Source organism: Methylovirgula ligni, assembly GCF_004135935.1.
GTDB lineage: Bacteria > Pseudomonadota > Alphaproteobacteria > Rhizobiales > Beijerinckiaceae > Methylovirgula > Methylovirgula ligni.
The window spans coordinates 2,572,018-2,597,201 of record NZ_CP025086.1 but is presented as its reverse complement, the minus strand read 5'-3'; the positions used below and the strand labels follow the sequence as shown (position 1 = coordinate 2,597,201).

Here is a 25,184-nt window from a genome sequence, read left to right as displayed (position 1 = left end):
ACGGTAATTTTACCCAGATTTGACACTTTCACGCCCCTACCCCATGTTCCGCCCCAACGAGCGGCGGCCCAGAGATGCGCCGGGAGCTCCTGACGGCCCTGCCGGTTTCCGCAAAAACGCAGCGTCTTCAGCCGTTTAGCACGGAGCAGCGAATTTATGAATCTGGTCATCGTCGAATCGCCGTCCAAGGCCAAGACGATCAACAAGTACCTTGGGCGCGACTATGAGGTGATTGCCTCCTTCGGCCATGTCCGCGATTTGCCGGCCAAGGACGGTTCGGTCGATCCGGAGCAGGATTTCACCATGCTCTGGCAGGTCGATGCCAAGGCCGCCAAGCGCCTGAGCGACATCGCCGCCGCCGCCAAGACCGCCACGAAGCTGATTCTCGCCACCGACCCCGACCGCGAGGGCGAGGCGATCTCCTGGCATGTCCTCGAAGTGCTCAAGAGCAAGAAGGTCTTGAAGGGCATACCGGTCGAGCGTGTTGTCTTCAACGCGATCACCAAATCTGCCGTGCTCGAAGCGATGAAGCATCCGCGCCAGATCGACGAGGCGCTGGTCGATTCCTACCTCGCCCGCCGCGCCCTCGATTATCTCGTCGGTTTCAATCTCTCGCCGGTGCTGTGGCGCAAATTGCCAGGCGCGCGCTCGGCCGGGCGCGTGCAATCGGTTGCGCTGCGCCTCGTCTGCGACCGCGAACTCGAAATCGAGCAATTTATTACCCAGGAATACTGGACGCTGCTCGCGCATTTGAAGACCAAGGCGGACGCGCCCTTCGTTGCGCGGCTCACCGGCGTCGATGGCCGCAAGATCGGCCGGCTCGACATCGCCACGGCCGATGAGGCGCAGGACTTAAAGAACGCGCTGGAAAGCGCCAAATTCTCGGTGACGAGCGTCGACTCGCGCCCCGCCAAGCGCCATCCGTGGGCGCCGTTCACGACCTCGACCTTGCAGCAGGAGGCTTCGCGCAAACTGGGCTTTGCCCCGGCGCGGACCATGCAGATCGCGCAGAAGCTATATGAGGGCATCGATATCGACGGCGATACGGTCGGCCTCATTACTTATATGCGTACCGATGGCGTCGATGTGGCGCCGGAGGCCATTGCCGCCGCGCGCAAGGTGATCGGCAAGGAATTCGGCGAGCGTTACGTGCCGAAAGTGCCGCGCAAATATACGGTGAAGGCCAAGAACGCGCAGGAAGCGCACGAGGCCATCCGGCCGACCGATATGTCGCTTCTGCCCGCGCGGATTTCGCGCTCGCTTAATCACGACGAGGCGCGGCTTTATGACTTGATCTGGACGCGCGCGGTCGCGAGCCAGATGGAATCTGCCGATCTCGAACGCACCACGGTCGAGATTGCCGCAACCTCGGGCGCGAAAAAACTCGACCTGCGCGCGACGGGCCAGGTGGTCCGCTTCGACGGCTTCCTGAAACTCTATCAGGAAGGCCGCGACGACGACGAAGACGATGAATCGGGCCGCCTCCCCCCGATGTCAGCGGGCGATCCGCTTGCCAAGGACAAGATCGAGTCGAGCCAGCATCGTACCGAGCCGCCGCCGCGTTTCACCGAGGCGAGCCTCGTCAAGCGCATGGAAGAGCTCGGCATTGGCCGGCCCTCGACTTATGCCTCGACGCTCGGAGTGTTGCGGGATCGCGACTATGTGCGACTCGAAAAGAAAAGGCTCTATCCCGAGGACAAGGGCCGTGTCGTTACCGCCTTCCTCGAAAGCTTCTTCACCCGCTACGTCGGCTATGATTTTACTGCCGGTCTCGAAGAGAAGCTCGACCTTGTCTCTAATCACGAGATTGATTGGAAACAGGTGCTGCGTGATTTCTGGGCGGATTTCTCCAATGCGCTCGCGGCGACCAAGGATTTGCGCACGACGCAGGTTCTCGACTCGCTGAACGAATTGCTCGGCCCCCACATCTTCCCGGCGAAGGAAGATGGGTCGAACCCCCGCGCCTGCCCGTCGTGCGGCACCGGCCAATTGTCGCTGAAGCTCGGCAAGTTCGGCGCCTTTATCGGCTGCTCGAACTATCCCGAATGCAAGTTCACCCGCACGCTCGCCGACACCAATGCCGAGAGCCTTGGCGACAGCGACCGTCCGGGCGTGAAAGTCTTGGGCCAGGATCCCGAGACGGGCGACGAGATCACTTTGCGCGACGGCCGCTTCGGCACGTATGTGCAGCAGGGCGAAGGCGAAAAGCCCAAGCGCTCGTCGCTGCCGAAGAACATCAGCGCCGCCGACGTCACTCTGGAACAGGCGCTTGCGCTTTTGAGCCTGCCGCGCGAGGTCGCGCTCCATCCCGAGACCAAGGCGCCGATCGTCGCTGGCATCGGCCGCTACGGACCCTATGTCCAGCATGGCAAGACCTACGCCAATATCGGCAAGGATGACGACATTCTGGCGATCGGCGGCAATCGCGCCATCGATCTCATCGTCGCCAAGGAAAGCGGCCTCTCGGGCCGGCGTTTCGGCGCCGAGGCCTCGAGCGCCAGCCGCGCTCTGGGCGAACATCCTCAAGGCGGCGCCGTGGTCATCAAGGCCGGCCGCTTCGGCCCCTATGTCAATTGGGGCAAGATCAACGCGACGCTGCCGCGCGATGCCGACCCGACGAGCCTCACGCTCGAAGACGCTGTCACGCTGCTCGCCGCGAAGGCGCAGGGCGGTGGCGGCGGCACGCAGGGCCGCGTCCTCGGCCAGCATCCTTCAGGCGGGGACATTGTTCTGCGCGAAGGCCGCTTCGGGCCTTACGTCAGCCTCGGCAAAATCAATGCGACCCTGAAAAGTGGCCTGACCGCGGAGACGATCGCACTCGAAGACGCGATCGCCTTGATCGACGCCAAGGGCGGCGTGCCGACGAAAAAGAAAGCTACGGCGAAAGCCAAGCCAGTCGCGAAAGCAGCTACCAAGAAGCCAGCGGCAAAAAAAGCCGTGGCCAAGAAAACCGCAACCAAGGCGCCGGTACGAAAGGCCAAGAGCGCGTGATCAAGAAAGCCGGCTCGAGAAAAGCCGGCGCGCCCGGCACGAGCGACGTAAATAAAAAACCCGCTTTGCCGACCCGCGCGGATATCCTCGCCTTCATCGGCCGCGAACAGCCGCAGAGCCCGACCAAGATCGGCAAGCGCGAGATCGCGCGCGCCTTTTCCATCACCGGCGCCGACCGCATAGGATTAAAGAAGATACTCAAAGAACTTGAAGCGGAAGGCGCCGTTGAGCGCAGCCGCAAACAATTGCACAAGCCCGGCCAATTGCCGGCCGTTGTTCTTGCCGAAATTGTAAAGCGCGACGCGGACGGCGAATTGATCGCCCAGCCTGTCGAATGGGACAACGCCCAGGGGCCAATCCCGAAAATTCTGATCCACCTCGGCCGCCGCCGTCCCGGCATGGCAGCTCCAGGGATTGGCGATCGCGGCCTTATCCGCACGGAACTCGCGCGCGAGGCGGGGCCGAACGAGCCGGCCTATACCGGCCGTGTCGTAAAACTTTTCGAGCGCGCCAAGACGCAAGTGCTCGGCATTTTCCGCACCGACCCCGCCGGTGGCGGCCGCGTCGTGCCGATCGACAAGCGTAACGCGCGGGCGGGCGAATTCGTCGTCGCCGAGGGCGGCGCGGGCGAAGCGCTTGACGGCGATCTCGTCGCCGTCGATGTGCTGCGCGCGGGACGCCTCGGCCTGCCTGCCGTGCGGGTGCGCGAAAGACTCGGTAGTCTCGCCACCGAACGGGCAATGAGCCTCATCGCCGTTCATGCGCACAAGATCCCGAATGTGTTCGGCGCTGACGCGCTGGCGGAAGCGGCGCGGGCAAAACCCGCGACGCTGTCCGGACGCGAGGACTGGCGCGAGATTCCGCTCATCACCATCGATCCGGCGGATGCGAAGGATCATGACGACGCGGTCTTCGCCCATCCCGACCACGATCCGGAGAATCAGGGCGGCCATATCATCTGCGTCGCCATCGCCGATGTGGCCGCCTATGTGCGGCCCGGCTCCGCGCTCGACCGCGAAGCGTTCCAACGCGGCAATTCGGTCTATTTCCCCGACCGCGTCGTGCCGATGCTGCCGGAGCGCATCTCCAACGACCTCTGCTCGCTGCGGCCGAACGAGGACCGTGCGGCACTCGCCTTCCGCATCATCATCGCCAGGGACGGACGGGTGCTTTCGCAAAAGCCGCATCGGGTGCTGATGCGCTCCGCCGCCAAGCTCACCTATGCGCAGGTTCAGGCCGCCTGGGACGGACTGCCCGGGCAGGAGACGCAGGCGCTGCTGGCGCCGGTGCTCAAGCCGCTCTTCGCAGCTTACGAGTCACTGAAGACCGCACGCGAAAAACGTGCGCCGCTCGATCTCGATTTGCCCGAACGCAAGATATTGTTGAAGAGCGATGGCACGGTGGACCGCGTGGTGGTGCCGCCGCGGCTCGAAGCGCACCGGCTGATCGAGGAATTCATGATCCTCGCCAATGTCGCGGCGGCCGAGACGCTCGAAAAAGCGCATCAGCCGCTCATCTATCGCGGACATGGCGAGCCGACCTTCGAAAAGCTCAACGCGCTGGCGGAATTTCTCGCCTCGGTCGGCATCAAGCTGGCCAAAGGCCAGGTGCTCACGCCGCGCCAGTTCAACGGCATCCTCGCCCAGGTGAAAGGCACGGAGCACGAGAACATCGTCAGCGAAGTCGTGCTGCGGACCCAGGCGCAAGCGGAATATGTGGCGGAGAACTACGGCCACTTCGGCCTCCACCTGCGCCGTTACGCGCATTTCACCTCGCCGATCCGCCGCTATGCCGATCTCATCGTTCATCGCGCTCTGATCCGCGCGCAGCATCTCGGCAGCGACGGCCTGCCGGAGACCGACACCGCGCAATTGGCGGAGATCGCCGCGCAGATTTCCGCGACCGAGCGGCGCGCCATGGCGGCCGAACGCGAAACCGTCGACCGCCTCATCGCCCAATTCCTGAGCGAGCAGATCGGCGCCACTTTCGAGGGCCGCATTTCCGGCGTCACCGGCGCCGGGCTTTTCGTGAAACTGGCCGAGACCGGCGCCGACGGCTTCATTCCGATCACGACGCTGGGCGACGAATATTTCGTCTATGACGACAGCCAGCATGCGCTGATCGGCCGGCGCAGCGGCATAACACATCGTCTGGGCGACGAAATTTCGGTTCGGCTGGTCGAGGCGGCGCCCTTCGCGGGCGCCCTGCGCTTCGAGCTGGTCTCCGGCGGCAAGGAGACGGGCCGCCAAGGCAAGGCCAAAGGCGCGCGGGCCGGACACCGCGACAAGAGGTCTAATGGCGCACCCGCGCCGGGTCGCTTAAAAAAACTGAGGAAGTCCAAAATTTAATCTAAAGCCTCTGGATCTTCGCCATGGCTATTGATGCAGTGAACCTTCCGATTTCCTCCCTCACGGGGGGTAAGGCCTATGCCGAGGACGATCTGGGACGACCCAAACGGAATACCTGGCTTGCCATCCGGCGCGGGTTTTCCGGCCATTGCCCTGCCTGCGGCAAGGGCGCTCTCTACGGCAAGTATCTGAAAGTCAACGATCGCTGCGCGGTCTGTGAGGCTGAGCTGTTTCACCAGCGGGCAGACGATGCCCCGCCCTATCTGACCATTCTGGTGGTTGGCCATATCGTGGGCTCGCTGATGCTGACCACGGACACCCTTTTCCCGAACTTCCCGCTGCTCTATCAAACCATCCTCTGGTCGGCGCTGACGATCGGCCTCTCTCTGGCGCTGCTGCCGGCCTTCAAGGGCGGGCTCATCGGCTATCAATGGGCCTTGAGGATGCATGGTTTCGATTCCGCCCCCGACGCCTCTTCCGCCGGCGCAGATTCGCGCGGCTGACGACGCGCCGGCGTCGATTACTCCCGTCAAGCCGAAAGCCGCATCCAGCCTCGTTCTCCTCGACATGCGCGAGGCCGTGCCGCGCGTCCTGATGGGACGGCGCAATGCCAATTTGCGCTTCATGCCGGGCAAATTCGTCTTCCCCGGCGGCCGCGTCGAGGCTTCGGACGCGGAGATCGCGGCCGCGGATTCGCTACCCCCCTCCGTCGCGACGCAGCTCGCCAAACGAAACCGCCGCGACGCCCCGACGCCGGACGCGCTGGCGCTCGCCGCCATCCGCGAAACTTTCGAGGAAACCGGCCTGCTCATCGGCACAAAGGCCACGCCGCCATCACAACCCATACCGCAAGGCTGGAAGGACTTCGTCAGTCTCGGCTTCCTGCCGCGGATCGGCCATCTCAGCTTTCTGGCGCGCGCGATCACGCCGCCGCATCTGCCGCGCCGGTTCGATACGCGCTTCTTCGTTGCCGACGCGGCGGCGGTGGCCTATCGGGTCGAAGGCGTCGCCCATGCCGACGCCGAGCTTGTCGAACTCGTATGGCTGCCGGTCACCGAGGCGGAACAACTCGATCTCGGCAACATCACCGGCGCGATCTTGCGCGAAGCCGCGCGACGCTTTACCGCCGGTCTCGCGGCCGAAAGCCCGGTGCCCTTCTTCCACTACAGGAATCGCCGCTTCCTTCGCGACGAATTGTGACCAGACCCACCGCAAAGCTCTCTCTCGCCATCGCCGCCGCCATCACGACGGTGACGATTGCCGGTATCGGCCTGTCGCTTTCGGTGACGTTGATCTCCCTGCGGCTGGCCCAGCTTGGCTATTCCGCCCGCGCCATCGGCTTCCACACGGCTGGGAGCGGCCTTCTTGCCCTCGCGACGGCGCCCTATGTGCCTTGGCTGGCGCGCAAGATCGGCGTCCGCCGATTGCTGATCGCGGCGCTGCCGCTCGGCGCGGCCTGCCTCGCCGCCTTCGATCTCACGCACGGCTATTGGCCATGGCTCGCCGTACGCAGCATCTACGGCATCGCGCTGACGATCATGTTCATCCTCGGCGAATTCTGGATCAGCGCCGTCGTCTGGCCGCATCGGCGGGGGCTGGTGATGGGCATTTATGCGACCGCGATCGCGGCGGGCTTCGCCGCCGGACCGTTTCTGCTCGCCGCCGTCGGACCGGGCGGCGCAGCACCGTTCCTGGTCGCCGCCCTGCTGTCCCTTGCCGCGATGCTGCCGATCGGCCTCGCGGGCACCGATGCCCCGGTGCTGCAAAAAACAGAGCCGCTGCCTTTTCTCGGTATTCTGCGCGATGCCCCCGCGGCGACGACGGCTGCCCTCCTCTACGGCGCGATCGAGGCGACCGCCTTCGGTCTATTCCCGGTCTTCGCGCTGCGTCAGGGCTGGGGTGCCGGCGCCGCTGCCGTCGCCTCCGCCGTTTTTGCGCTCGGCAACGCGCTCTTGCAGATTCCGACAGGTCTGGCGGCCGACAGGTTCGGCCGCGCCCGGCTGCTGATCCTCATCGGCGGCCTTGGCGCGCTCGGCGCGCTGATTCTGCCGCTCGCCGCGCAGACAGCCTATGTCGCCTATGTCATTCTGCTTTTCGTCTGGAGTGGCATTGTCGGCGGCCTTTACGCCGTCGGGCTTACCAGTCTCGCCAGCCGCTATTCCGGCGCGCCGCTGGCCCGGGCCAATGCAGCCTATATCCTGCTTTACTCGGCTGGCGCGCTGATTGGACCGCCGCTCTTCGGCTTCAGCCTCGATCTCGCGCCGGCCGGATTGTTCATCGCGCTGGCTCTTGCGCTGGCCGGCTTTTTCGCCCTCGCGCTGAAGCGCGACGCCAATCCTTGACAAGCGGACGTCGATCCTTAAGGTGCGCGCACTTTCGCGCATTATTAGCGTTTTTCGCGTCGCGCCAATCGGCACGCGTAACGATCAGGTTTGAAGGAAGCAGTCGCCATGGCCAAGGCCGCGATGATCAAGATCAAGCTCCAGTCCTCGGCGGACACGGGCTATTTCTACGTGACCAAGAAGAACGCCCGCACCAAGACCGAGAAGCTGTCGTTCAAGAAGTACGACCCGGTGGCGCGCAAGCACGTCGAGTTCAAGGAAACCAAGATCAAGTAAGTTCTTAGCTTTATCAGCGAGATAAAGCGGTTCCCCAAAGCAAATTCTAAAGCGATGCGTGGCGTCGGCCCGCTGATCTCTATGCCCGATTGTGCTTGAGGCGAGAGGTGGCCGGCGCCAAGTGGATCTCGAGGAGGCCACTCCTAACCACTCATGCGCCGGCCGACCCTACGGACCCAGGAGATGCGGCGGACCTGAGCACTCCGCAGGGTATCTTGCTGATTACACTCGCATTGTCGCGGCGATCCGCCCGAGGCTCTGCCGCGCCGCTTTCCACCACCGCAATCAGGTTAGCGCGCGAACCGCGAAAAGAAAACTGCTTAATTGTAGAGGCGTGGCGCCTCCTTTTATTTACCTAAACAACGATTCTTTTTGCCGCCGGCACTGCCGGCAGATTCCGCGACCTCACGCGGCATCCGCCGAGACGCGGTTGCGGCCGCTGGCCTTGGATCGGTAGAGCGCGCGATCCGCACGGCGGAACAGGCCATCCGGCAGATTGTCCCTTCCACGCTCGGCAAGGCCGATCGATACCGTGATTTTGACGGGATCGCTCGCGTCACCGATGGCGAAGCGCTCCCGCTCGATCTCGCCGCGAACCCGCTCGGCGATACGCGCCGCGACATCGAGACTGGTGTCGGGCATGACGACGACGAATTCCTCGCCGCCGAGCCGGCAGATCATATCCGGAATGCGGATGACCTTGCGCACCCGTTTGGAAAAGCCCTTCAACACCCGGTCGCCAGCCTCGTGGCCGTGGGAATCGTTGATGGCCTTGAAATGATCGATGTCGAGGATCATCAGCGACAACGGCCGGCCGCACTCGGCCGCTTGCGCCACCAGCGTTGAGAGATGAGTCTCGAAATAACGCCGGTTGTTGAGGCCAGTGAGCGGATCGACCACGGAAAGTTCGATCGAGGTCTGCAGAGTGTCGCGCAGCTTGTCGCCATAGCGCTTGCGCCGCAGATTGGTTTTGACCCGCGCGACAAGTTCGTTGCTGTCGAGAGGCCGCATCAGAAAATCGTTGACGCCGATATCGAGCGCGCGCAGCACCCGCGCCCTGTCTTCCATCTCCGCAAGGCACAAGATCGGCAATTGCCGCGTGCGTTCATGCGAACGCATCTGTCCGCAGAGGCGCAATGCGTCGAAGCCCTGCAGACCGAGGCTGACGATCACCATGTCATGTGCGCCGCTGAGAGCCCTCGCGGCGCCCTGGGTCGGATCGCAAACGACCTCGACAAGATATCTATCGCGCAGCGCGAAGACTATTTGCGAGGCCGACGCCGACCGGTCGTCGACCAGCAGGGCGCGCCCGCCCAAACCATCCTCGGCCAGAGCCGAGGTGAAAGGGTCTGGCATGCCGAGCGTCACCGCCGTCGAAGCGCGGCTGCGCAGATCATCGAGAATCATCTTGAGCCGCACCAGCGAGCGAACCCGCGCGATGAGGGCGATCTCATCGATCGGCTTGGTCAGAAAATCGTCGGCACCGGCCTCGAGACCGCGGACACGATCGCTCGGCTGATCGAGCGCCGTCACCATAATTACCGGCAGATGCGTCGTGGCAGGATTCTTCCGCAATTGCCGGCAGACGTCGAAGCCGTCCATGCCCGGCATCATCACGTCGAGAATGACCAGATCGTATTCGCCGCGCTCGCAGATCGCCAACGCTTCGGCGCCGTTCGTCGCCGTCACCACGTCGAAATACTCGGCGGTCAGCCGGGCTTCGAGCAACTTGCGATTTGCAAGGATGTCATCGACAACGAGAATTCTGGCCGTCATTCCGAACGCGTCCTCAAGAACCGCCGACTGGCTCAGTCGGCGATATAATTCCGTACAGTCTCAAGAAATTTGACGACCGAAATTGGCTTGGAGAGATAGGCCTCGCAGCCACCCTGGCGGATTTTCTCTTCATCGCCCTTCATCGCGAAAGCGGTGATGGCGATGACCGGGATGTGGCGAAGATTCTCGTCGTCCTTGAGCCATTGCGTGACTTGAAGCCCGGAGACTTCCGGCAACTGAATATCCATCAAGATCAGATCGGGACGATGCGTCCGCGCCAGTTCCACCGCCTCTACGCCGCTTCTCGTCTGCACTGTTCTATATCCGTGGGCTTCGAGAAGGTCGTTGAACAGCTTCATGTTGAGTTCGTTGTCTTCGACGATCAGAACACTCTTTTGCATCGCGTGGACCTGTTGGCCGAATGGCGTGGCGCATCCTGGCCACGTGGCCCGAACATAGTTTGGATGGCTAGCAGATAGAAATTTACGAAAGGAAAACTGGATCGTAGAAACAGCGCCTTTGGGCGAGTTTCCGCGTTGATTACATTGGAATAACTCTCCCGGCCCTGGAGAGGCCGCAGATTTCCCCAATTAAATTGAAGGCGCGGTTATTTACTGCAGGGAGGCGTCGGCAGCAGCTTCAGACTCGTCATCTCCCCGGCGAGCACAAAGTCGCCATAATCGAGCCGCAGGGCGCGGGAAATGCCGTTCTCGTAGAGATCGAACGAGAGCGTATAGTTGGGCGCCTCATCTTTGCGGCCGTCGTCGAAATAGCTGATCGTCACCGGCCAGCGGCGCATGTGTTCGAGCTCGGGAATTTGCAGCGCCGCCTCGGCCGCCGGCGTATCTACCGCCCGACCGATGAACGTCGTCGTATCGTAGATTTTGTCGCCGCTGTCGGAGCCGTCGTACACCCTCACTTCGAGCGTATTCTCGCCCCCTTCCGCGGCGGCAAGAATGTATTTGATATGCTCGGTCGGAAACAGAATGTCGTGGCCGAGCGCCAGTTGCTCGGATTTTGGCTTGACGAGATTGACGTCGACAATGCCACGGCCCTTGCGTTCGGCCCGTCCGTCGACCTGATCCGTCGGATCATCGTCGACCGTGGTTTCCATCTTGAACGCGAAACTCTTGCCGTTGCCATCCTCGAAGGTGGCGGAATGCATGTCGGAAATCCGTGTCGGCCCTTCGGCCGGCTGTAGCTCCGTCAACTGACGGAAATTCTGCACATAGCCGTCGCAAGACGATCCCGAGAAGTCGAAGGCAATGCGGCCGCGCGCGCCGGTCGGACTCTTGGTGCCGACCGCCTTGAGCAGGCTGAGATCGTAGACGGCGCGGTGCGAGGCCAGCGGAATCGTGTCGACGACGCCTTGCAGCGAGGCCGGGGCCGCCTGGAGAACGCCGACCGGACCGCCGACGGCCGGCCCCGGCGCGGTCGCGAGCCCGAGGGCCGCCCCTAGCAACGCCAAAACCCCGGTTCGCGGCAGAAACATTCGAGAGGACGCGGACATACGAGAGAACGCGGCACAAAGACGATAGTCAGCCATAAATCCACGCTCCTTGCGCCGCGGCGCCGGTCATCGAAGTGTTAGAATGCGCGGGCGCGGCTGGCAATGACAAAAGCTGGCGGTCCGGCCGCCGCCGACATATGAAGGCAATCCTTGGAACTTTGGCATCGGAGTCTGGACGTGGGTGTGATCGAGGACCGTTTGAAAAGCTTGAATATTCATCTGCCGGCCGCCGCTGCGCCGGTCGCGAATTACGTTCCCTATGTCATCTCCGGCACGTTGCTGACGATCTCCGGCCAGCTTGCGCTCGGCGAGGATGGCAAAATCGATCCGGGCCATATCGGCAAAGTCGGCGGCAATGTTTCGGCCGAGGCCGGGCGTGCGGCGGCCCGCCGCTGCGCGATCAATCTTCTCGCCCAGGCCAAGGCCGCGCTCGGCGATCTTGACCGCATCCGCCGCTGCGTCCGGCTTGGCGGCTTCATCAATGCCGCGCCCGGCTATTCGCAGATGCCGCCGATCATGAACGGCGCCTCCGATCTCATCGTCGAGGTTCTGGGCGAAGCCGGTCGCCATGCCCGCTCGACCATTGGCGTTGCCGAACTGCCGCTCGACAGCGCGGTCGAGGTCGAGGCCCTGTTCGAAATCTTACCTTAACCAAAGTCGCAAACCACGATTTGAGCCGCGGCTTGTGATCGGCGCAGCGCGCGCGCATGTATCTTTCAACGATCCATGCGCGAGGCTCTCGCTATGCTCAGGAAGCTCATTCTCGCTCTCGCCGCTGCCGCCGCGCTGGTGACTCCGGCCGCGGCGACCACGCGCGATTATTACGGCCAGTACCATACCTATTGGCGGCACTGGCACCCCTATCCGAATTATACGGCCTACCTGCCCTACGGCTGGCCGATGATCGCCTATACGCGCAGCGCGGCCTATGTGCCGGGCTATCCCTATGGGCCGGTGCCGGTGAACGTCTATTACATCCGCCGGAGCACGCCGGTCTATAACGTGCCGCCCTATACGGTCATCGCGCCTTATTGAGGGGCATGCTCCTGGGGGGCGCTCTCCTGGGCGCGCTGCGGCCGGGTGCGTTGCGGCTGGCGTTCCTTGACCTTGTCCCAGCGCGTCGCAAAGACCGTGTCGCAGAGTCCGGGGCTGCCGAAGCCGTCGCTGAAGCTCACCATGCCGCGCGTATGATGCTGGCCATGCGCCTTGCTCGTCGTCAGCGTTTCGACCACCGCACCAAGCCAGGGCACCGACTTGTAAAAGTTCGACCTGCGCAAAGGCTCGGCGAAATCATAGCCTGAATGTTCGTAAAGGCCGCCGAAGGCGCCAAGCCCGGCGACAAGCAGGTGGAACAGAATATCGCCGCCGCCACCGCCGAGAACCACGAGCGGCAGAAGATAGGGCAATACGATCTCGAGAAAGAAATCCGCCGGCGCCATATAAAGCGCGCTGATGGCTTTGCTCGCGCCGGTCGTATGATGCACGGAATGGCCGAGGATGCGCATCAGCCGCGGATCGTGCAGCAGATAGCGGTGTGTGACGTACTGCACGATGTCATGCCCGATCGCCATGCCGGCGAGCAGAGCGATGAAGCGCCAGATACCGAGATGCGCCGTGCCGGTGAACGCCCAGCCGAGCCATTGCACGAGCACCATCGCCGGCAGAAGCACGAAGACCTGATTGAAGAGGGCACGCGGCAGAAGCTGCGCGTAGGTGAGCGTATCGCTGCGGCGGACTTTGCTGCTCTTGAAGAGACCGGCACGGTCGCAGATTTCGAACACGTAGCCGAACCCGTGGAACACCACCATAACCACGATCCAGGTGAGGACCGAGAGCGGCAACCACGCCGGCAATGAAGGGTTCGTCATGAATTTCCCCGTTCGCGGTTTTGCCGCGCTTGATTCCCCTATGGCGGCTTGGCGCGCCCGGCGCAAGACATCGCATGCTCGATCCGCACCCGCCGCCGATCACGAATGATTTTTGAATTGAAACAATCGCAACATCATGATTACGCGCAAGTTTTGTCAAGTTTTCAGCGCGCCGTTTTGTCCCGGCCGGCGCGTGGCATTTCGATAGGTCTGGAAATCCTCATTTCGGGGTTGACGCTTCGTCCGGCAAAAGCGAGGGAAACGCGATTGTTTTGGAACGGATCCAGCCATGTCGCACGCCTTGACCGGAAAGCAGAAGATCGCCCACCAGGCCGCGCGCGGCCTGCTTGAAGTCGGGGCGATTTCCGTGAACACGGAAAAGCCGTTCATCTTCACATCGGGCTGGGCGAGCCCGGTCTATACCGACATGCGGAAGATCATCGCCTATCCGCGCTTGCGGCGCGCCCTGACCGATTTCGCCGCCGAAACGATCGCGACCGAAATCGGCTATGAGAGCCTCGACATTATCGCGGGCGGCGAGACGGCGGGCATTCCCTTCGCCGCGTGGCTGTCCGACCGGCTGCTGCTGCCGATGCAATATGTCCGCAAGAAACCCAAGGGTTTTGGCCGCCAGGCGCAGATCGAGGGCAATGTGGTGGATGGCGCCCGCGCCCTGCTCGTCGAGGATCTCGCCACCGACGGCCGCAGCAAGGTGAATTTCTGCGAGGCGCTGCGCAATGCCGGGCAGCGCTGCGATCATGCCTTCGTGTTCTTCTTCTATGACATTTTTCCGCAAGCGCGCGAGCTGATGAGGGAGATCAACGTCTCCCTGCACTACCTCGTGACCTGGTGGGATGTGCTCGAAGTCGTCCGTGCCGATGGCTATTTCCCCGCCTCGGTGCTGAACGAGGTCGAGAGCTTCCTGCATGCGCCCGCCGCCTGGTCAGCGGCGCATGGCGGCGTCTCCGAGTTCAAGCCGGGTTGAAGGGACGCCGGGTTGAAGTGATTGGGCAACAGGTCGCGCGAATTTGTGCGCCGCCCTCTTTTGGTATCGGTCTTGCCTAGGTCTTGACGTAATATTTGCCTTCACTTCTCGCATTGGCGTGGGAAATTGGCGGGTCCGTCATGGCGGAATCTTCGAAAATTGGCTGGTTGAACGGCCCTGGCTTGACGCAGCGTGGCGTGGCCCTTTCCGGCGGTCTTGCCCTGGTGGCCTCGCTGTTTGCTTTCGCGCCGATTCTGCCTTTGCCGGCCTTCTGGCAGATGCTCAAGACACAGGCCGCCGCGCCGAATTCAACCTGGGCGGGTCATCTCGAGGCCCCGGGCGCCGATGGCGCCGCGGGCGGCCGGCCGCTGACCTCCGCCTCATATACAACGGGCTTCAACAATTCCGCCGCCCTGCCCTTGCCCGCCGCCGCACCGGCGAAAATCGCGGTCGAGGATCCGAACGCCTGCCCGCCCGATCTGAACTGCACATTTCGGCCCCGGCTGAACGCCGTGCTGCCGCCGCCACGCCCGCCGATGGTGGCTTCGCGCGCCCCGGGCGCGCAAACGCCGGCGCATCGTGTTGCGGCGCTCCAACAGCCGGCATCTCAGCCGCCGGAAAAGCTGCAGACTCCCAACAAGCCGCAGCCTACGCCCATGCAGCAGGCCGAGAATAAACCGAAGGGCCTCGCCCGCTGGCTGCCGCATCTGCCTCCGGCACGCACGCTGCTGAGACCCTTCACCTTCGTCGCCAATGCGGTCGGCGGCCTGATCCCGAAGCTCTGAAGCAACGCTGAACCGCGCTCAGCCATGCCTGGCGCGATGCATTGCCTGTTTTGCGCGATTGCCGCAAACCGCCATGCTGCACCAGCGGCGCGCGCCGCTGCGCGTCTGATCCAAAAAGAGGATCGTACAATGCGATCCCTCGCAGGGTTTGACGCGGGAAAAATCCGCGGTGCAGACGAATTCGCCCATCGCTTCCGCAATGGGGAGCAGCAAGGACTCAGGGCCACGCCAGCGCCGTTTGAGCTCCCAAGAGAGCGGCCCGCTCTCGCCGCGCGCACGCGCTGAACCGCGCTGCGGCACGATCTCATGAAACTGCCAATCGTCGGCAAGGACCCGGTTGAGAGATTCGAGTTCCCCCGCCGCCTTCGATGGCAGCGGACGGCCCATATGCGCGACGACAAAGTCACGGAACCAATCGCGCAGCGACCGGGCCTTGCGCGCGACCGCGTCGATTTCCGCAGGCGGCGTTTCGGCGCGCAGCCCTGCGATCACCTCCGGCGGGACGAGCTTTGCCTGATCCAGCCAGGCAAGAAAATCCTCCCCGCCTTGCAGCCAGTCAACGACTTCGCCGGTGGGCATCGCGCGTGAATTGACGAAATCGAGCGCCGGTGCGTCGGCCACGAAAAGCGCCGGCGGGAGCTTGTTGTTCATCCCGAATTGGTAACCTCTAAGATGCGATTTGACAAGTTACGCCACGGGACATAACCATACCAACTTAATTTAAGCAGTTACATCTGAGGGAGGTTTTCATGACGGCGATCGCCTATCGCACGGCCGACGTTGACGGCGTCGAAGTCTTCTATCGCGAGGCAGGCTCTGTTTCCGCGCCTGCGCTTTTGCTCCTCCATGGCTTTCCCAGCTCGAGCCATATGTTTCGCGACCTGATTCCGCTGCTTGCCGATCGCTTCCATCTCATTGCGCCGGATCTTCCCGGCTTCGGCCGGTCCGGGGCGCCGTCGCGGGATACATTCGCCTACAGCTTCGATCATCTGGCGCAGGTGATCGACCGTTTCACCGAAGTAATCGGACTCAAGCGTTTCGCGATCTATGTCTTCGACTATGGCGCGCCTGTCGGGTGGAGGATCGCCAGCAAGAATCCGCAGCGCATCAGCGCCATCATCACGCAGAACGGCAATGCCTATGAGGAAGGACTGAGCGAAGGCTGGACTCCGATTCAAAAATATTGGCAGGAACCGACGCAAGCCAACCGCGACGCGCTGCGGGCGCTCCTCAAGCCGGATTTCACCCGCCTTCAATACGAACATGGCGTTGCCGATCCCACGCGCGTCTCGCCCGACGGATGGTCGCTCGACGATTATTATTTGAGCCGGCCCGGCAACGACGAGATCCAGCTCGACCTCTTCCTCGATTACGCGAACAACGTGGCGCGTTATCCGCAATTCCAAGCCTATTTTCGCGCTCATCAGCCGCCGCTGCTCGCGATCTGGGGCAAGAACGATCCATTTTTCCTCCCTGCGGGGGCCGAAGCTTTCCGCCGCGACATTCCAGCCGCGGATATCCGCTTCCTCGATACCGGCCACTTTGCGCTCGAAACGCACGCGCAGGAAATCGGCACGGCGATCCATGCGTTCTTGGATGCGCGCGGCGCGCCCTGATCGACACTGCCGCCGCCCTCGCCATCCCCGCGTCGAGCGACTATATAGCTTGCCAGATCGAAGACAGGAGATGGCAATGAAGCGGCAAGGGATCGCGATGCTTGTCGGTGTCGCGCTGTTGGCGGCGACAGCAACCCAGGCGCCGGCCGAGCCCCTCGCCCTCGCCTCCTGCGCCAAATTCACCTCGGCCAAAGACGTCAAGGAAGCCCTGTACGGGGGCTATATCTACGGATTTTTGGCGGCGCGCATCGGCTATAGGGACGCCAAGCGGCTTACGGATACCGCGCTGAAAGTAAAGGCTGCGGCGTTGAACTTTTGTCGCCGCAATCAGGATGCTACATTTGTGACGGTCGTGGAGGCTTTGACGGCCGAGGCCGCGAAGAAGTCGCGGCTCCCGGCATTGTAGCGCCGAAGCCTCCAGCCCAGTCTCGCACATGTGAGAAAAGTGCGAAGACAAGGGATGTTAGATTGAAACTATGCAGCTTTCCGAGGTGACGAAAATGGCTCGGCTCTCTGTTGGTCTCACCGCATGTGTTCTTTTCGGCCTCGCATCCGCGGCCTTGGCGCAGGACAGCCAACCCGTCGTGCATACACCGCATAAGACGCATACCAAAAAGGTCGAGGCGCATGCCAAGACGGCCGCCACACACACGACGGCCGCGACGCACACCAAGAAAGTCCAGGATCCAAACGATTATTCCGAAGACTGGACGCTCGCCGCGCCGAAATCCAGCTCCTCGCACGCGAATGTCGACGAGGACCCCAATGTCTCCGAGGGGCGCAAGAAATTCTTCAACCAATCGACGACGATGGAGAACGGCGGGCCGGCCGGCGCGGACACCGGCAGGAGCAGCGGGTTCACTCCATCCATGGGGATGAGCTTTTAGCGCTCAGTGGTGTTCGATTCGCGGACGCCAGGAGAGATCGTCCGACCAAACATAAATCCCGATCGCCGCCACAAACAGCAGAACACCGACCCAGAACAGCGGCGAATGATGAATACGCCAGTCGCGCCGAGGCGCCCCGTTACGCCGTGGGCGTCTGAGGTGATTGCCTTCATTCACGGACGATCATTCCCCCCAAAACTGTCGATCAGCGAGCCACCGCTGGATTGGCAGCGATCTTATAAGCCGTTCACGGGGGTTGGTCACCAGTCGCGCAGAGGACGGCGTAAGCCTTTTTCACATTTGCAGGGCTTTGCGCTTTCGCTTGGGCATTGGCTTGAACGCTTGTAGCGCCAGCTCAGACAAATCCAGATAACGATTGCCCACATCCTCCAGCAGCTCGACAAGCAGCGGGGAAGGTCGAGGTGCGGCGATCAAAACGCGGCTAAGCATCCGGTTATGAAGCGCGAGACTATGCCGAAGGCTCTGAACCAGCGAAGCACTGGGCGAATCAAGCGATTTCTCGCGCGGATCAGCGGCTGATGATTTTTTGCGCCCGAGCTGAGGATTCGGCGTATTCGCCAGACTGATCGACAAAAACTCAGAGCCAAGAGTGAGTGGCCTTGTCGGGGATCGCGTCGTCATCGGACACCTCAAAACGCTTTAATCAACATTTGCATTATTTTTATGTCGCTTACTTAAGCTAGAGTTATCCGACATTTTGGCGTGATTAAGGAATTGCCGCGGTAAGGGTGATCCAGTCTACAAGTTGATTTTATTGAAGAAAATCGTTTTACTAACTTAAGCTATACAGGTCTGGCGCAAAAAAGGCGTCCGAGCGTGCCTTATTCGAGCGTCAGTTCCTGAAGGCTCGGGCTCGCGCGCCAACGAGCCCCGGTGCGGCCAAGCTGCCGACGCGTTGAAAACCGAATGTCAGTCCAGCCGTTGATTTGATTGGTGAGCGCGTCGGGGATCGAACCCGAGACCTCCTGATTAAAAGATTGAATTTCAGCGATCACGATAAGTCATGGCAGGTCCCGATATTTCCGTATTTGTATTTATTGTCAATAACTTACAAATTTAACTAGTCCCGCAGCTTCGATGAGTTTACTTATAATCTGCTTACCGCGCTCTTACCGAGATTTTCATGCCGAAGGGACGAATTTCCAAAAGATCGGTCGACGCCCTCGCCTGTCCGGTCCACAAAGATCGCGAGTTTCTTTGGGACATTGGCCTAGGCGGCTTCGGCGTCTGCGCGTTCGGCTCAGGCAAAAAGGTCTATGTCGCTCAGTTTCGAAAAGACGGTCGCTCACGACGGATTGCGCTCGGCGATCACGGTCGTTTGACGGCCGACGAAGCCAGATCGCAAGCAAAGACCGTTCTCGGGCTCGTTGAGCAAGGCGTGGATCCTTTAGCCGAACGCCGTAAAGCTCGCGCCGTTCGTACTTTCCGTGAGGTCGCGGCCGACTTCATGAGAACCCATGTTAAGTCCAAACGGAAACGAGGCACTCAAATCGATTACGAGAGCTTGCTACGGCGATTTGTAAATCCCGCTATCGGGAATATTCGTATCGTCGATCTGCGCCGCGCAGACGTCGCGCGGCTTCACTCAAGGCTAACGTCCGCGCCCTATTCCGCCAATCGTACTTTGGCTTTAATTTCGAGCATTTGGAATTGGGCGGCAAAACGCGACGAAGTTCCGTTCGCTAATAATCCCGCAAAAGGAATCGAGCGCTATCCCGAGCGTCGCCGCGAACGGTTTCTCACAAGCGAAGAGATCGGACGTCTCGGCGATACGCTGCGCGAAGCCGAGACTTCGGGCCTGCCTTGGCTCGTGGATGAGACAAAGCCGAAGGCCAAACATCTAGCCTCGCCCGCAAACCGCCGCACCCTTGTTGATCCCTTTGCTGTAGCTGCAATCCGTCTATTGATTTTGACTGGTGCGCGTCTGCGAGAGATATTGCATGCCAAGTGGGAACACGTCGATTTTGAGCGCGGCATAATTCATCTGCCCGATTCTAAGACCGGTGCGAAGCCGATATACATCTCTGCAGCCGCTCGAACTGTGCTGACCTCGCTCGCCCGCATCAACGATAATCCGTACATTATACCCGGCTCAAACAAGCAAGCTCCGCGCGCTGATTTGAAGAAACCATGGGAAGCCGTCACGCGTGCAGCCGGCCTGAAAGGCGTTCGTATTCACGATCTGAGGCATTCGTTTGCAAGTGTGGGTGCGGGCGCGTCGCTCGGGCTTCCAATCATTGGGAAGCTTCTTGGCCATAGCCAGCCTTCAACAACCGCGAGGTATAGCCATCTCGACGTTGATGTCGTGCGGCGCGCCGCCGAGACGATCAGCGCGACGATCTCTGCAGCGATGGATAAAAAGGTGCAAGTCGGCGAGTGCAATCAGCCGGAAGCTCTCATTATTACGACGAAGGTTGAGGTCTGAAGGCGCGTTGCGATCGAAATATCGCCGATAGGGTAGATGACGAAAATTGCACTGAATGCGTTCAAGATCCACCCGGGGGGATGACCGCTAAGCGCCCATATAGGCCGTTTACTTCGGAGTAATTAATTCTCTAAAGCGGACGCTATGCAAGCGGAGCGCTCTTCAGATTGCCAGGTATTTGGGGGATGAAACTCCTCTATTCAAGTTTGACGTTCCCAAAAGCGGTCCTCGCCGCGCGCGCCTCGGAAATTTCTCACCCTGGGCTCATCGTCTTAAGATTATGTTCGACGGCGAATTTGACCAATGCTGTCGTGGTCCCGATGTTGAGCTTCTGCTTGATTAGGGTCACGCCATTCGCCACGGTCTTGTATCCGAGATTAAGCTCGACGGAGATTTCGGTCAGGCTCCGACCCTCGCCAAGCAAGGCAATGATCTGACCCTCCCGCGGGCTCAGCCCGCGCAATGGATCGCTCGACGGCGCGAGATTGTTCATGGCCAATGTCTGCGCCACCGCCTGTCCGAGATAGATTTCGCCGTTCCTGACCCTTTCAATTGCCTGCAGCAGCGAATTCGGCTCGTCGTTTTTGGTAATGAAGCCGACCGCGCCTTTTTCAAGCGCGGAGGTCACGAAGCTTTGTGTTCCGTACATGCTAAGCACGATGATCGCCGCCTTGTTATTTTCGGCGATGAGCTTCGGCAATATGTCAAAACCGCTCGCGTCGGGCAGCCCGATGTCGAGTACGATGACGTCCGGCCTGAAAGATTTGTTGAGCGCCAATCCGTCGGTAGCGGAACTTGCCTCGATCATCTCGATATCGGTGCGCCGATTGAAGATACGCTGGCAGCCATCGCGGACGATCGGGTGATCCTCGATAACCAATATTTTGAGCTGTTCAACCTCTTCCATTTTCGTTTCCTTCAATTTCCCGGCCTCTCGTTCAGCTTGCCTGGGCCATAGGGGTTCGGGGCAGAGGAATCGCGACCTCGACGATTGTTCCACCGCCCCGTCTGCTTGAAACTTTGAGATTGCCGTTCAGATTGCGGGCGCGCTCGCTCATGCCAAGAAGCCCGAAGCCAAAACGAAAGCCCGCCGGCAAACCAACGCCGTTGTCGGCAATGTGGATGATCATCTGCTGGCTTGGCAGAGTGTCGACGATGATGTCGACATGGCTTGCCCTGGAATGTCGCGCGACGTTGGTCAAGCATTCCTGAACGATCCGATAGATCGTCAGGCTCGCGTCCGGGCTCAGGTCAGGCTCGGTTTCCGGCGTTACGATATCGCAGGCGAAGCCGCGCTGGGCGGCTCCCCACCCATCGGCCAGATGGCGCAGCGCGTTGAACAGGCCCATCTCGTTGAGAACGATCGGCTGGATGCGTTCGAGAATACGATAGTTATGTTTCTGGATAACATCGGCAAGCGACGAGATCGCCTTGGCGCGATCGATGATTTCCATGAAACGCGGACCGACCGCGCCTTCCGTCGCCGCAGCTTCGACCACACACGAGGCCGCAGCCCGAATGCCGAAGAGCGACGCGCCGAATTCATCATGCAATTCGCGGGCGAGCTCCTTGCGCTCGGATTCCTGGATGGACATGAGCCGGTCGATGAGCAGCCGATTGTCCGCCTCTGTCCGCGCCAGCGATTTCGCCAATTGATTGAATTGCTCGCCGACCCGCTGCAGCTCGGCGACGCGAATATTTCCGACTCCGTCGAATTGACCGCGCTCCAATCGATTGAGCCCGGCGACCAGATCGCGCAGCGGGCGCAAGGTATAATTCACGGCAAGCCATGTCAGAACGATAATGCCGGTCGAAATCGCCGAGAGCAGACCAATGAGAAAAATTAGCTCGTCCCAGACTTCGCCGACTTCGTCGCCCGGTTCCGCCGTCATGACGATTTCGCCGTGTCGCGCACCCTGGAAGATGACGGGAAAAGTCTCCGCGATCCGGCGCGGTTCGAACAGATTGACGAACCAGCCCGGCGCGCTCTTTGCCAAAGCAGGCGTCAGCGGATGCGCCGCTCGCACCCCAGGCGAAGCGAGATAAGAAACGCGAATATGCCGGACGTGGGAAAGTTCCTCCAGCAAACGGTTCAGCGCCGTGTCGGGATCGGCAGAGAAGCGAACATCGTCGAGCGCGTAGGTGATAAGATGACCGCCGATCGTCAGGCCGGACGCGGTTTCTGCCGTCACACGCTGCGGCGCGTCGATCAGCGTGGCGCTGATGGCGACGATGATTCCGAGCAGCAGAAAGACCGCCGGGATGAGAATGAGACGTGTGCGCAGCGATGCGGACGCCTCGGTAAATCGAAACATCATCAATTTGTGCCCGCTACCGCGCGCACTCGCGCCATGTTACGCTCAGGGAAAGGCTTCGCCCTGCATCGTTTAACGACGCGTCTTTGTGCCGGCATGCCCATATTCGAGCGGTCTTATCCGCAGGCAGCTACGCTTGCCTAGACTTTGTTGGCGCCGGCTCGGGAATGCTCCATTCTTTCTCATGCGCTCCAAGAGTTTTTGAAGTCACGCCGTGATAATTTCCATCAAGCACTGACATAATCCGAGTCACTTCGTATTCGTCCTGTTTGCTTTGGATTGTTTGCAATATACTTCGACGTCACGACTAATTTATTGCGCATCTCTTCGTCATTGAGCATAGAAGCGCGGCTCTTTAAGCAATGACGGAGAAATCATGAAGATGCGGAGTGGTCGCGAGCGCACGAAAACTTTGGCGTCGCGCGGGCTGGGTTTCTGCGTGGCGTTATGCGTCGTGCAGCCGTCGATCTCGTCGGCGCACGGCGCGGCACCGAAGAAGATCGAAGAGAAAATCGATATCGCGGCCAAGCCCGAGGTCGTTTGGGGTCTCATTCATGATTTCGCGAAAATATCGACGTGGAATCCGGCGGTCGCCAGCAGTGTACCGGCATCAGATCCCGATCAAGGCCAGGAACGCATTCTGACTCTCGCGAAGGGCGGAAAGATCACCGACGCCCAGACAGACTATGACGCGAAGCAGATGACCTATTCCTATCGCCGTGTCGACGACGACGTCAAAGTCTTCCCCGTCAGTTTCTACTCCGCGACCATCACGGTCACGCCCACGGCGACCGGCTCGGGGGTCGATTGGATCGGCCGTTTCTACCGCGGCGATACGAGCAACGAACCGCCGCCCGGCCTCGACGATCCAGACGCGATCAAAGCGATGACGGATTTCTTCGATGCCGGCTTGAAGAACCTCAAGACACTCGCCGAGAAGAAATGATTTTTGCGCGGGCTCTCGGGCTCGGCTTGACTCTCGTCGCGAGCGCATCCGCCCTCGCACTTGCCCGCGCAGCGGAGCGTGTCTACGCCGCGAGCCAGGATGGTAACGAGATTACCGAGATCGGGGCCGGCCCCGGACGGTCTATATCGTTCGCGAGCCGGGCCGGCCCGGTGGTCATTGCTGCCGCCCCGGATGGCCGGCGATTATTCCTGACGCATCCCGAGCATGGCGAGATTAGCGTCGTCGATCCGGTACGCCAGACGACGCTGGCGCACTTCCCCTACCCCGGCATGCCTTTCGGCCTCGCCTTCGACGCTGCGCAAAATCGCCTGTTCGTCACCGACTGGACGCGCAATCTTCTTTCGGGCCTCGACGCGGCCACCGGCAAGGTTCTGCGTGAAACGCACATCGGTCACGCACCCGCACATATCGCGCTCGATGGCCGCGACAACCGACTCTTCGTCTGCGAACGCGAGGACAACATCGTGGGCGTCTATGATGCCCAGACGCTCGCGGCGATTATCCGTATTCCGGTCGGCACCGCGCCTTTCGCGATCGCTTATTCCCCGGTAACCGGGCGTGTCTACATCGCCAATGTCCGCAGCAATGATGTGAGCGTGATCGACGCTGGAAGTCTGCACGTCGTCGCGACCGTTCATGTCGGCCCGATGCCTTATGGTGTCGCCGTGACGCCCAATGGGAGGACTCTGCTCGTCACCATCCAGGCGAAAAATTCGCTTTTGGAGCTCGACGCCGCAACCTTGAAAAAGATCGCGGAGATCAAAGTCGGCCTTTATCCGGAAGATGTCGTCACGAGTCTGGACGGCGCGACCGCTTATGTTGCGGACTGGTTTTCCGACGCGATTTCGATCGTCGATCTCACCCACGAAAAAGAAGTGCGCGAGATCGCTGTCGCCGCCGGCCCGCGCGATCTTGTTGTCGTGCCTTAAGACGGCGGTCGGCGCCTCCGCGCGAGCGAAGCGTCAGTCTTATGCAACGGCCGTCGAGGGTTGCGGCGCTTGCGCTTCCAGAAGCGCCTTGAAGTCGGCGATGCCCAGCGTCGCGACTGTTGCGAGATTGTCGTCGAGAATCTCATAGACGGCGTCCACGACATTGCGGTTGCTGAAGTACGCGATCACATCCTGATCCCCGCCGCCCTCGGTATGGGGTTCGCCGTTCGCCTTGCCCTCGACATAGCTGCCGACCGGGCGGATCTCCTTGAGCTGGCCGTTGGGACGGTAGATACGCAGTTCGCCTTGAAGGACAAGCGTGACGTAGTCCGCCTTATGCCGGTGCAAAACAATCTTCGCATTCGCGTCGAACTTGAAGAGGATGTCGACGATGCGCTTCTCCTCATCCACCGCGTAGATATGATACGCGATGTGGGGAAGATTTTCGAGCGTGTACCAGATGACATTGCGAATATCGAAAGGAAGTGTGCTCATCGGACGTTTTTCCAAAATGTCTCTTGTGCCACGGCGTGTTCTTTGCGTTTTCGCGACGAAGGACAGCCGTTCGAGATGAAGCTAACTTGCCTGAAGTCTGCCCACTTGCCATTTTGCGCCACGCAATCCGCGGCATAAATTTTGTCGCTATGAACCCGACTACTTTTTTTCGGGAGGCAGCGGCGGCGGAACGCGATTGCTGATCGGCGGCAAAGACTTCAGATAGGCCGCGACCGCCAGAGCATCCGAATCGGTCAAACCGGAAAACTGCGTCCGCCAGGGCATCGCGCTGGAAAGAATGCGTCCGTCCGGGGTTTGGCCGGTCTTGATCGCCCTGCCGATGTCGGCCGCCGTCCAGGCGCCCAGGCCGGTCGCCTGATCCGGCGTGATGTTAGGCGGGAAGAAGCGCCCGAGATTGCCGGCTATCGGATGATCGCCGCCGGACAAAAGCCGGGCCTCGAGCACGCCGTCCCGCGTGCGTGGCGTATGGCAGCCGATGCAGCCGGTGATCCGGGCGAGATAGGTGCCGCGGGCCACATCACCCGATGGCGTGCTCCGGGCCGGCGAAACGGCGGCGACAAGCGCCATTAGCGCCAGCCAAAGCGGACGCCGCCAGAACCCCGTTCGCAAACCGCCCATGCGATCCAT

General features: G+C 61.2%; 26 protein-coding genes. 16 read left to right on the top strand and 10 right to left on the bottom strand.

Annotated features, from left to right (window positions below; all coding sequences use genetic code 11):
* Positions 1-156 precede the first annotated feature (156 nt).
* From topA to rpmG, 6 genes are all read left to right on the top strand, one after another.
* Positions 157-2,991, top strand: coding sequence for a type I DNA topoisomerase (gene topA / locus CWB41_RS12470; protein ID WP_115836420.1), 2,835 nt, complete (start codon positions 157-159; stop codon positions 2,989-2,991).
* Positions 2,988-5,339 carry a ribonuclease R gene (rnr, locus tag CWB41_RS12465; protein ID WP_425373456.1) on the top strand — a complete coding sequence of 784 codons (2,352 nt, stop codon included), beginning with the start codon at positions 2,988-2,990 and terminating at the stop codon, positions 5,337-5,339. The genes topA and rnr overlap by 4 nt, the downstream gene beginning before the upstream one ends.
* Before the next feature lie 23 nt (positions 5,340-5,362).
* Positions 5,363-5,842 (top strand): DUF983 domain-containing protein, encoded by a 480-nt coding sequence (locus tag CWB41_RS12460; protein ID WP_115836421.1) that lies wholly within the window; start codon positions 5,363-5,365, stop codon positions 5,840-5,842.
* Complete coding sequence (locus CWB41_RS16405) at positions 5,787-6,539, top strand: NUDIX hydrolase (protein ID WP_245411254.1); 753 nt, start codon at positions 5,787-5,789, stop codon at positions 6,537-6,539. Before CWB41_RS12460 ends, CWB41_RS16405 begins: the two co-directional genes overlap by 56 nt.
* Positions 6,536-7,681, top strand: a complete 1,146-nt coding sequence (locus CWB41_RS12455; protein ID WP_245411255.1) for an MFS transporter — start codon at positions 6,536-6,538, stop codon at positions 7,679-7,681. Before CWB41_RS16405 ends, CWB41_RS12455 begins: the two co-directional genes overlap by 4 nt.
* 108 nt (positions 7,682-7,789) lie before the next feature.
* Positions 7,790-7,957, top strand: a complete 168-nt coding sequence (gene rpmG, locus CWB41_RS12450; protein ID WP_115836423.1) for a 50S ribosomal protein L33 — start codon at positions 7,790-7,792, stop codon at positions 7,955-7,957.
* Between the two features lie 405 nt (positions 7,958-8,362).
* Here the strand turns inward: rpmG and CWB41_RS12445 are convergent, their stop codons facing one another.
* From CWB41_RS12445 to CWB41_RS12435, 3 genes are all read right to left on the bottom strand, one after another.
* The gene (locus CWB41_RS12445) at positions 8,363-9,733 is read right to left on the bottom strand and encodes a PleD family two-component system response regulator (RefSeq protein ID WP_115836424.1); all 1,371 of its coding nucleotides are present in this window, start codon (positions 9,731-9,733) and stop codon (positions 8,363-8,365) included.
* Positions 9,734-9,765: 32 nt separating this feature from the next.
* Positions 9,766-10,134, bottom strand: a complete 369-nt coding sequence (locus tag CWB41_RS12440; protein ID WP_115836425.1) for a response regulator — start codon at positions 10,132-10,134, stop codon at positions 9,766-9,768.
* Positions 10,135-10,340: 206 nt separating this feature from the next.
* Positions 10,341-11,195 (bottom strand): cell envelope integrity EipB family protein, encoded by an 855-nt coding sequence (locus CWB41_RS12435; protein WP_245411256.1) that lies wholly within the window; start codon positions 11,193-11,195, stop codon positions 10,341-10,343.
* A 225-nt stretch (positions 11,196-11,420) separates the two neighbouring features.
* On the opposite strand from CWB41_RS12435, the gene CWB41_RS12430 reads away from it, so the two are divergent.
* Together CWB41_RS12430 and CWB41_RS12425 are read left to right on the top strand one after the other, a co-directional pair.
* Positions 11,421-11,894, top strand: a complete 474-nt coding sequence (locus CWB41_RS12430; RefSeq protein WP_115836427.1) for a RidA family protein — start codon at positions 11,421-11,423, stop codon at positions 11,892-11,894.
* 93 nt (positions 11,895-11,987) lie between these two features.
* A complete protein-coding gene (locus CWB41_RS12425) occupies positions 11,988-12,278 on the top strand; it encodes a hypothetical protein (protein WP_129396490.1) in 291 nt (96 codons plus the stop codon).
* Here the strand turns inward: CWB41_RS12425 and CWB41_RS12420 are convergent.
* Positions 12,272-13,111, bottom strand: a complete 840-nt coding sequence (locus CWB41_RS12420; RefSeq protein ID WP_115836429.1) for a sterol desaturase family protein — start codon at positions 13,109-13,111, stop codon at positions 12,272-12,274. The genes CWB41_RS12425 and CWB41_RS12420 overlap by 7 nt on opposite strands.
* A 289-nt stretch (positions 13,112-13,400) precedes the next feature.
* On the opposite strand from CWB41_RS12420, the gene CWB41_RS12415 reads away from it, so the two are divergent.
* Both CWB41_RS12415 and CWB41_RS12410 read left to right on the top strand, forming a co-directional pair.
* Positions 13,401-14,096: an orotate phosphoribosyltransferase gene (locus CWB41_RS12415; protein ID WP_115836430.1), complete on the top strand. Its 696-nt coding sequence runs from the start codon at positions 13,401-13,403 to the stop codon at positions 14,094-14,096.
* A 140-nt stretch (positions 14,097-14,236) separates the two neighbouring features.
* Entirely contained in the window at positions 14,237-14,881 is a 645-nt protein-coding gene (locus CWB41_RS12410; RefSeq protein ID WP_115836431.1) for a hypothetical protein, read from the top strand.
* An 18-nt stretch (positions 14,882-14,899) separates the two neighbouring features.
* Here CWB41_RS12410 and CWB41_RS12405 read toward each other — a convergent pair whose 3' ends face one another.
* Positions 14,900-15,532 carry a CGNR zinc finger domain-containing protein gene (locus tag CWB41_RS12405; RefSeq protein WP_115836432.1) on the bottom strand — a complete coding sequence of 211 codons (633 nt, stop codon included), beginning with the start codon at positions 15,530-15,532 and terminating at the stop codon, positions 14,900-14,902.
* Positions 15,533-15,630: 98 nt separating this feature from the next.
* On the opposite strand from CWB41_RS12405, the gene CWB41_RS12400 reads away from it, so the two are divergent.
* The 3 genes from CWB41_RS12400 to CWB41_RS12390 all read left to right on the top strand — a co-directional run bounded on the left by CWB41_RS12400 (position 15,631) and on the right by CWB41_RS12390 (position 17,384).
* A complete protein-coding gene (locus CWB41_RS12400) occupies positions 15,631-16,497 on the top strand; it encodes an alpha/beta fold hydrolase (RefSeq protein WP_115836433.1) in 867 nt (288 codons plus the stop codon).
* 76 nt (positions 16,498-16,573) lie between these two features.
* Positions 16,574-16,903: a hypothetical protein gene (locus CWB41_RS12395; RefSeq protein WP_115836434.1), complete on the top strand. Its 330-nt coding sequence runs from the start codon at positions 16,574-16,576 to the stop codon at positions 16,901-16,903.
* Positions 16,904-16,997: 94 nt separating this feature from the next.
* Positions 16,998-17,384, top strand: a complete 387-nt coding sequence (locus CWB41_RS12390; RefSeq protein WP_129396489.1) for a hypothetical protein — start codon at positions 16,998-17,000, stop codon at positions 17,382-17,384.
* Between the two features lie 294 nt (positions 17,385-17,678).
* On the opposite strand, the gene CWB41_RS12385 is transcribed toward CWB41_RS12390, so the two are convergent.
* A complete protein-coding gene (locus tag CWB41_RS12385) occupies positions 17,679-17,978 on the bottom strand; it encodes a hypothetical protein (protein ID WP_115836436.1) in 300 nt (99 codons plus the stop codon).
* Positions 17,979-18,528: 550 nt separating this feature from the next.
* On the opposite strand from CWB41_RS12385, the gene CWB41_RS12380 reads away from it, so the two are divergent.
* Entirely contained in the window at positions 18,529-19,830 is a 1,302-nt protein-coding gene (locus CWB41_RS12380; RefSeq protein ID WP_115836437.1) for a tyrosine-type recombinase/integrase, read from the top strand.
* Between the two features lie 253 nt (positions 19,831-20,083).
* Here the strand turns inward: CWB41_RS12380 and CWB41_RS12375 are convergent, their stop codons facing one another.
* On the bottom strand, positions 20,084-20,737 hold the full coding sequence (locus CWB41_RS12375; protein ID WP_115836438.1) for a response regulator transcription factor: 654 nt from the start codon (positions 20,735-20,737) through the stop codon (positions 20,084-20,086).
* Positions 20,738-20,768: 31 nt separating this feature from the next.
* Positions 20,769-22,148 (bottom strand): ATP-binding protein, encoded by a 1,380-nt coding sequence (locus CWB41_RS12370; RefSeq protein WP_115836439.1) that lies wholly within the window; start codon positions 22,146-22,148, stop codon positions 20,769-20,771.
* 373 nt (positions 22,149-22,521) lie between these two features.
* Here CWB41_RS12370 and CWB41_RS12365 point away from each other — a divergent pair, with 373 nt between their 5' ends.
* Together CWB41_RS12365 and CWB41_RS12360 are read left to right on the top strand one after the other, a co-directional pair.
* Positions 22,522-23,091 (top strand): SRPBCC family protein, encoded by a 570-nt coding sequence (locus CWB41_RS12365; protein WP_115836440.1) that lies wholly within the window; start codon positions 22,522-22,524, stop codon positions 23,089-23,091.
* Positions 23,088-24,041, top strand: a complete 954-nt coding sequence (locus CWB41_RS12360) for a YncE family protein (RefSeq protein WP_115836441.1) — start codon at positions 23,088-23,090, stop codon at positions 24,039-24,041. The genes CWB41_RS12365 and CWB41_RS12360 overlap by 4 nt, the downstream gene beginning before the upstream one ends.
* Before the next feature lie 39 nt (positions 24,042-24,080).
* Here the strand turns inward: CWB41_RS12360 and CWB41_RS12355 are convergent, their stop codons facing one another.
* Positions 24,081-24,536: a toxin-antitoxin system YwqK family antitoxin gene (locus tag CWB41_RS12355; protein WP_115836442.1), complete on the bottom strand. Its 456-nt coding sequence runs from the start codon at positions 24,534-24,536 to the stop codon at positions 24,081-24,083.
* Positions 24,537-24,695: 159 nt separating this feature from the next.
* On the bottom strand, positions 24,696-25,175 hold the full coding sequence (locus tag CWB41_RS12350; protein WP_245411258.1) for a c-type cytochrome: 480 nt from the start codon (positions 25,173-25,175) through the stop codon (positions 24,696-24,698).
* Between the last annotated feature and the right edge of the window lie 9 nt (positions 25,176-25,184).

Bases quoted from the DNA above. Each gene is read 5' to 3' on its own strand.
- topA (WP_115836420.1), top strand. From the start codon at position 157: ATGAATCTGGTCATCGTCGAATCGCCGTCCAAGGCCAAGACGATCAAC.
- CWB41_RS12460 (WP_115836421.1), top strand. From the start codon at position 5,363: ATGGCTATTGATGCAGTGAACCTTCCGATTTCCTCCCTCACGGGGGGT.
- CWB41_RS16405 (WP_245411254.1), top strand. From the start codon at position 5,787: ATGGTTTCGATTCCGCCCCCGACGCCTCTTCCGCCGGCGCAGATTCGC.
- rpmG (WP_115836423.1), top strand. From the start codon at position 7,790: ATGGCCAAGGCCGCGATGATCAAGATCAAGCTCCAGTCCTCGGCGGAC.
- CWB41_RS12445 (WP_115836424.1), bottom strand. From the start codon at position 9,733: ATGACGGCCAGAATTCTCGTTGTCGATGACATCCTTGCAAATCGCAAG.
- CWB41_RS12440 (WP_115836425.1), bottom strand. From the start codon at position 10,134: ATGCAAAAGAGTGTTCTGATCGTCGAAGACAACGAACTCAACATGAAG.
- CWB41_RS12425 (WP_129396490.1), top strand. From the start codon at position 11,988: ATGCTCAGGAAGCTCATTCTCGCTCTCGCCGCTGCCGCCGCGCTGGTG.
- CWB41_RS12420 (WP_115836429.1), bottom strand. From the start codon at position 13,111: ATGACGAACCCTTCATTGCCGGCGTGGTTGCCGCTCTCGGTCCTCACC.
- CWB41_RS12415 (WP_115836430.1), top strand. From the start codon at position 13,401: ATGTCGCACGCCTTGACCGGAAAGCAGAAGATCGCCCACCAGGCCGCG.
- CWB41_RS12410 (WP_115836431.1), top strand. From the start codon at position 14,237: ATGGCGGAATCTTCGAAAATTGGCTGGTTGAACGGCCCTGGCTTGACG.
- CWB41_RS12405 (WP_115836432.1), bottom strand. From the start codon at position 15,532: ATGAACAACAAGCTCCCGCCGGCGCTTTTCGTGGCCGACGCACCGGCG.
- CWB41_RS12400 (WP_115836433.1), top strand. From the start codon at position 15,631: ATGACGGCGATCGCCTATCGCACGGCCGACGTTGACGGCGTCGAAGTC.
- CWB41_RS12395 (WP_115836434.1), top strand. From the start codon at position 16,574: ATGAAGCGGCAAGGGATCGCGATGCTTGTCGGTGTCGCGCTGTTGGCG.
- CWB41_RS12390 (WP_129396489.1), top strand. From the start codon at position 16,998: ATGGCTCGGCTCTCTGTTGGTCTCACCGCATGTGTTCTTTTCGGCCTC.
- CWB41_RS12380 (WP_115836437.1), top strand. From the start codon at position 18,529: ATGCCGAAGGGACGAATTTCCAAAAGATCGGTCGACGCCCTCGCCTGT.
- CWB41_RS12375 (WP_115836438.1), bottom strand. From the start codon at position 20,737: ATGGAAGAGGTTGAACAGCTCAAAATATTGGTTATCGAGGATCACCCG.
- CWB41_RS12370 (WP_115836439.1), bottom strand. From the start codon at position 22,148: ATGATGTTTCGATTTACCGAGGCGTCCGCATCGCTGCGCACACGTCTC.
- CWB41_RS12365 (WP_115836440.1), top strand. From the start codon at position 22,522: ATGAAGATGCGGAGTGGTCGCGAGCGCACGAAAACTTTGGCGTCGCGC.
- CWB41_RS12360 (WP_115836441.1), top strand. From the start codon at position 23,088: ATGATTTTTGCGCGGGCTCTCGGGCTCGGCTTGACTCTCGTCGCGAGC.
- CWB41_RS12355 (WP_115836442.1), bottom strand. From the start codon at position 24,536: ATGAGCACACTTCCTTTCGATATTCGCAATGTCATCTGGTACACGCTC.
- CWB41_RS12350 (WP_245411258.1), bottom strand. From the start codon at position 25,175: ATGGGCGGTTTGCGAACGGGGTTCTGGCGGCGTCCGCTTTGGCTGGCG.